7 protein-coding genes are annotated in these 5902 nt (G+C 41.8%); 4 read left to right on the top strand and 3 right to left on the bottom strand.

Going from position 1 to position 5902, the window contains the following annotated elements; genetic code table 11:
• Positions 1-369 (top strand): DUF2721 domain-containing protein (locus B2R65_RS13205; protein ID WP_286743343.1); only part of this gene is annotated, 369 nt, incomplete at its 5' end.
• Between the two features lie 50 nt (positions 370-419).
• Here B2R65_RS13205 and B2R65_RS13210 read toward each other — a convergent pair.
• On the bottom strand, positions 420-953 hold the full coding sequence (locus tag B2R65_RS13210; RefSeq protein ID WP_004589013.1) for a S8 family serine peptidase: 534 nt from the start codon (positions 951-953) through the stop codon (positions 420-422).
• An 11-nt stretch (positions 954-964) separates the two neighbouring features.
• Entirely contained in the window at positions 965-3298 is a 2334-nt protein-coding gene (locus tag B2R65_RS13215; protein ID WP_121636784.1) for a S8 family serine peptidase, read from the bottom strand.
• A gap of 214 nt (positions 3299-3512) precedes the next feature.
• Here B2R65_RS13215 and B2R65_RS13220 point away from each other — a divergent pair, with 214 nt between their 5' ends.
• Complete coding sequence (locus B2R65_RS13220) at positions 3513-3965, top strand: c-type cytochrome (protein ID WP_024032101.1); 453 nt, start codon at positions 3513-3515, stop codon at positions 3963-3965.
• Between the two features lie 64 nt (positions 3966-4029).
• On the opposite strand, the gene B2R65_RS13225 is transcribed toward B2R65_RS13220, so the two are convergent.
• On the bottom strand, positions 4030-4692 hold the full coding sequence (locus B2R65_RS13225) for a cytochrome b/b6 domain-containing protein (protein ID WP_024032102.1): 663 nt from the start codon (positions 4690-4692) through the stop codon (positions 4030-4032).
• A 149-nt stretch (positions 4693-4841) separates the two neighbouring features.
• Here B2R65_RS13225 and B2R65_RS13230 point away from each other — a divergent pair, with 149 nt between their 5' ends.
• Both B2R65_RS13230 and B2R65_RS13235 read left to right on the top strand, forming a co-directional pair.
• On the top strand, positions 4842-5546 hold the full coding sequence (locus B2R65_RS13230; protein ID WP_029772236.1) for an AzlC family ABC transporter permease: 705 nt from the start codon (positions 4842-4844) through the stop codon (positions 5544-5546).
• A complete protein-coding gene (locus tag B2R65_RS13235) occupies positions 5543-5842 on the top strand; it encodes an AzlD domain-containing protein (RefSeq protein WP_004589018.1) in 300 nt (99 codons plus the stop codon). The genes B2R65_RS13230 and B2R65_RS13235 overlap by 4 nt, the downstream gene beginning before the upstream one ends.
• Positions 5843-5902 lie beyond the last annotated feature (60 nt).

The following is a 5902-nucleotide window of genomic DNA, read 5'->3' on the forward strand; positions in this document are numbered from 1 at the left end:
GGGGTTTTATCTAATCGTTTAGCCCGCATTACTGACCGTGCGCGACAACTTGAGCGAAAACTCAAGGTAAGCACCGATGAAGACTTTAATAAAACCCTAGCCACAGAGCTGCGAGCCCTGTTAAAACGCTCTCGATGTATTCATATTGCTTTTAGTATGAGCGTGCTAAGCGCCTTGCTAGTATGCGCTGTGGTTATGCTGCTGTTTTTATCACACATTCAGTCTATTAATCTAGGGGTAACAATTGCCAGCTGTTTTGTGGCTGCAATGGCCTTATTAATATGTGGTTTTATGTCGTTACTTGGCGAGGTATTTTTGGCCACACGTAGTATGCGCCGAGGGATGATATTTGCTGATATTAACGATTAGCAATAAAAAAGCCCGAGATTATCTCGGGCTTTTATCACAAAATTTTAATTTTATTGTGCAGTATAAATAGTCTCTAACACTTCAATTCGCGCTTCTTTAGTATAATCAGATGACTTTAATTGCTCTGCAGCAGCTAAAATATCTTGACCCTCATTAACAGCTAAAACCGCTATTTTAGTACCTGGGAAAACAGACACTACCTTTAAGCCAGACAGCTGAGCTACCTCTGTTGCGTTCATGCCATCTTTAAGCAAAACAGTAATATTGCCAGAAAGCGACGTTAAGTTGTTTGTTAGGACATTACGTACCAATGTACCTTTTGTTACTAACGATGAAGCCTCAGAAGACTCAACAACCGCCATCTCACCTTTAGTAGAAACAACATACTCATCAGCAGCAACACTTGTTGGTACTAAACGTAAGTTTTTTTCTACAACGTAAGAGCCAAAGTCGGTTTTGCTGTATTTCACACTATTTACCGGCTTTTTTGGAAGTTGCAGCTCTTTATCTGCTACTGAACTCGCTGTTGCACTTAGAGAAATACACGCAGCAGCACCTAAAATAACTAATTTATTCATTTTCATATCTATATTCCTTACTCTTGACCTGCGTGACCAAATGCTCTCAACGAAACGCCTTCTAAAACGCTTGCGGCACGGTTATTTGAAATACCTACTGCACCTAGTCCGTTATCCCCGCCATCGCTGAATGCAAAGCTATCTGCTGCAGCATCAAGAACACGAATAGTCCAAGTACCTTTTGTTGTCTCGCCATAGAAAGCATTAGACAGTAGTACCGCATCCTTTAAAACATAGCCTGTGTTCCAACCGTTAGTAAAGCTATAAGCTGGGTAAAATAGAGCTTGCTTAGACGCTAGTAATACACTGCGTGTGCCTGATGGAGACGTCACTTCAATTGCTAAATCGGTACCAGCAGATGTTTGCGTACCATCCGCTAAACCAAAGCCCATTTCAGTATTGCTCACATCAAACTTAAACTGCATTGCTTCAATGTTTAGCTCTTCTTCAACAGTGATTTGCTGTGTAACACCCGCGGCACTGTTATCTGGGATTTCTAGCGTAAGGGCATCTTCTTCAACAACAGAGCCAACACCACTCCAATCTGTAATAACTTGCTCACCTAATGCTACGTCGTACTCTTTTGCCATCGCAACTGCAGCACCAGCATCTACACGTCCAAAACCGTATAAGTTATTAAAGTTATAACCTGCTGCATTTTCAACCCAGCCGTCATGCGCTACAAATTCACCTTCACCAACGCTAAGCGTTACAACTTCATCTTCTGCATCGTTGACTGTGCTTGTAGTAGCTAAGATATGACGAACATCACGCCATGTTAGCTCTGAATTAGCTGATAAAATCAGTGATACTACACCTGACGCATTAGGTGCTGCCGAAGAAGTACCATTAAACGTTGAGGTATAGTTACAGCTAGCGTTATCTTCATGTCCTGGGTAGTTGAATGGGTATTGCGATGCAGCAAAGTCTTCGCCATATGCTGCAGCCCATGCCGTAATCGAGCTACCATTAAAGCCTGAGTACCCATTAATACAGGTCATTTGATCAGTTGTTACCATGGCAGGCGCCCAGCGCCCATATTCACCCGCAGGGGCTGAAACCATTAAGTTAGCACCACCGCTTGAGTAGCTTGTATGCGTACCATCAGCATTTACAGCTGCAACGCTTAAGTAATATGGATGACCTTGGCTTGGCTCAAACGCGCCGTTATAACAAGTAAGACCTAGCTCATTTGCGCCGTTATCGGCACATAATGACCCTTCACCGCTACCATCTACAAACGAGTTACCGCTCGACTTCATGTTTAGCGCACCTTTACCATCACGAAGGTTAAGGTTAGGGTATGACTCGATAGCCTCATCTAGCTCTGAGTAGCCAATAAACGTTGGGAATGTAATACCGTAGCTGCGGTTAAACGCAGAAATATTTTCTGACGTGCTAATACCGCTACCTGGGAAACCATGCGCGAGTAAATCAGTTTGCTCAATTTTATCGCCACCTAGGTAGTTCATGCCAATTAGACCAGCATCTGGTGCAACACCGCGCCCGCCCTTACCATTCCAACCTTTCGCTGCAATTAAGCCTGCAACACTGGTACCGTGGTCGCCGCTATTTGACAGGCTAGTAGGGTCGGTGCGATCCAACACATCAACATCTAAATTTAAAGAACGGTTTGGTAACACGTTATCAACTAAGTCTTCGTGACGAATTTCCATACCAGAGTCAACAACAACCGCCGTTACGCCAGCACCTGTAACACCTTGAGCGTACGCAGCTGCTACGTTCATATCTTCGCCAGCAACCAATTCTTCTGCTTCTGATTCAGCAAAATCCTCGTCAAAAATAGTTTGCGCTTCTTCTTCGCTGTAACCTAATTGGTTGACATATAAATCAATTAGGCCTTGCTTCATTTCATCACTTAGAGCGTACGACTTTTGACCTGTGTTACGCAGGTGCCATTGCTGATTAGCCAAAGGATCTGACGCAATATCACTAATCGTTAATTGCGCAGACGCCGATTTGCCATTTGCATTAGCGGTGTAATCAATTACCGCGTCTTCGCCTGAAACAGGAACGTAAGTAAAGGTATCGCCTTCAACTGTTAGTAAGCCATGGCTAAAAGTATATACGCCATCTTGCGCTTCAACCGCTTCACCATTTTCAGTAAATGTATAACTAAGTGTATCGCCATCGTTATCACTTGCATTAAACTCAGCAGTTACAGGTACCCATTGCTTTAAACCGGCAACGGCTACATCGCTTGCTTTTGGTGCAACATCAGTTACTACAGCAACTTGGCTATTATTGTCATTGTCGCTGCCACCACACCCTGCTAGCGTCATAACTACTGCGGCAGAAAGTGCCGACATTTTAAAAATATTATGCTTCATAAACTTCCTTCGTTAATTATTTTTATGATGACTCAAGGTACACAACAGGGCACTTAATAACAACGCGCTGTTTACAGTCGTTAACAATAAACTGACAAGCTGTAATGATATATTCAGAAAACAAGCTATGGGACATTAAAGTTTCACTTGAATAAAATAAGTAATCGATTCAAGATGTCTAATTAGTAGATATAATTTCTTACAGGGGCAAAACATGAAATTAAAACAATTTTTAGCAGGGGTTGCTTTAGCAACATGTACACTTAGCGTATCTGCAAATACTGCATTTAAAGAGCCAAGTGATGCTATTGAATACCGACAAGCTGCGTTTTCTATGATTTCAGTGCAAATTAGCGATATGGGCGCAATGCTAAAAGGTAAAATTCCTTTTGATGCAGAGCAATTTAAAATGCGCGCTAATAACGCAGCGGCCCTTTCTAAAATGCCATGGGAAGCGTTTTACGAAGGCACTGATAAAGGTGATACAGCAGCATTAGCTGATGTATGGTCTGATAATGCAACCTTTGTTAAAAAAGCCAATGCCTTTGCTGCCAATGCAGATAAGCTAGCTTTAGCAGCTCAATCTGGCGATAAGGCGGTAATTGGTAAAGCATTTGGCGCATGGGCCAAAGGCTGTAAAGATTGCCACAAGCAATTTAAAGACTAATTACAATTAAAACAATGTACACTAAAACGGCGCTTTATGCGCCGTTTTGTTTTTTTGTTAGCTATTAACTTAGCAAATAACTAAGTGGTTCTTTGCCCCACGTAACAGCCAGTAGCACTAACAATCCAACAAAAATAGCCCACGCCAACCAAGGAGCTTTCGTGTTATCTATATTAGTTTGAGTGGCTTGCTCGCTGTTAGCCTGTTTACCGGTGATCATTGCTTTGACAAGTGGTTTTCCTTTTATTTTATACACAACAATGGCTGTAACATGCAGGCAAATGGCATAAAATAAAATATCGAAATTAAGGCGGTGCAGCCAATTTGCAAAATCAACTGTTGAGCTCGACACATACTCAACCAAAGGCCCATCAGTCAAAATGCCATCACTGCTCATTAGCCCGGTCACTAACTGCACTATTATAAGTACAAAAAACAACAAAACCATGTAGCTACCTGGCGCCGAATGACCCACCCCTTTAATGGGGTTTTTAAACTCTTTAAATACTGCTATTGGCGAGTGCAGTAACGCGCTTAACTTTGCCGTTTTACTGCCCACCAGCCCCCAAACTAAACGGGTCACTATTAATGCGATTGCGAAAAAGCCAGCCACAAAATGAAGCTCAATCATGCCCTCGTCAATGCTAAAGTAAAGCACAGCAATATTAATCACTAATAACCAATGAAAGCTTCTTATAAAGCCATCCCATACTTTTATACTTTGCATATAAATCCTCAACTTGTTGCCAGGCTCTGGCACATTATTTTGATACTAAAGCCATTATTCCAAAGTTTTACTACCGCTGCATTAATGATATTACATAAAGCGCTATTTATGGCACACTAAACGCACAAACTTATTACTTACTTGTATTAATGAATATAACTAAACGCGCAGTATTAAAAGGTTTTTTTGATATGCTCCCGCTTTGCCTGGCGGTCGTTCCTTGGGGAATATTATGTGGCTCTTTAGCGATTCAAAATGGCTTTAGTGCCTTTGAAACACAAGCAATGTCATTACTTGTATTCGCGGGTTCTGCACAATTAGTTGCAATTGAACTAATGGCCGGTAACACCCCTTTACTGACTATTTTATTTACCACATTTATTATTAGCTCTCGGCATTTTTTATACGGTTTAGCCGTACGCCATAAAGTTATTTCACAGCCATTTCGGTGGCGCTTACCAATAAGTTTTGTACTAACCGACGAGCTGTTTGCCTTTTCGCATCACCGCAAAGCCTATAAAACAAAAGCGCGCCTAATATACGCTTTAAGCGCGGGTTTTAGTTTTTATATTGCATGGAACCTTTGGACGCTCATAGGCATAGTTGCAGGAAGTGTGCTCCCTGATTTAACAAATTTAGGGCTCGACTTTGCTATTGCAGCTACATTTATTGCGCTTGTGGTACCGGGCATAAAAAATTTAGCCTCGCTGGTTACTGTGATTGTTGCGGGTATTAGCGCCACAGTTTTAAAAAGCACGGGGTTTGAGTTGTGGTTGGTTTGTGCTGCTCTACTTGCAATGAGTGCAGGCTACTTTACTGCAAGGCTTACACAAAAAAAGGACAGCCCATTATGATGCTCACTATATTATTAATGGCGTGTATTACCTTTTTTACTCGTTACTTATTTTTACATCAACGCCTTGGTTTTAAAGTGGGCCCTAAAATGCAGCAGTTTTTAAGCTTTAGCGCACCCGCTGTACTAACCGCTATTTGGGTACCCATTATTTTTATAAATGAAGACGGGCTCAACCTAAACTGGCACAACCCTTATTTAAGCGCAGCCATCGTTGCCATTATTGTTGCCTATAAAACACATAATATTTATTACACAACGCTTGCCAGTATGGGGTTATTTTTAATTTTAAACTAGGGCGTGTTGACCTTTGGCGTTTGAATTTGCAGCAGTATGTTTGGTTTTTAGGCAAGGCAG

It is taken from the genome of Pseudoalteromonas sp. UBA2102 (assembly GCF_002331165.1).
GTDB classification, from domain to species: Bacteria; Pseudomonadota; Gammaproteobacteria; order Enterobacterales; family Alteromonadaceae; genus Pseudoalteromonas; species Pseudoalteromonas atlantica.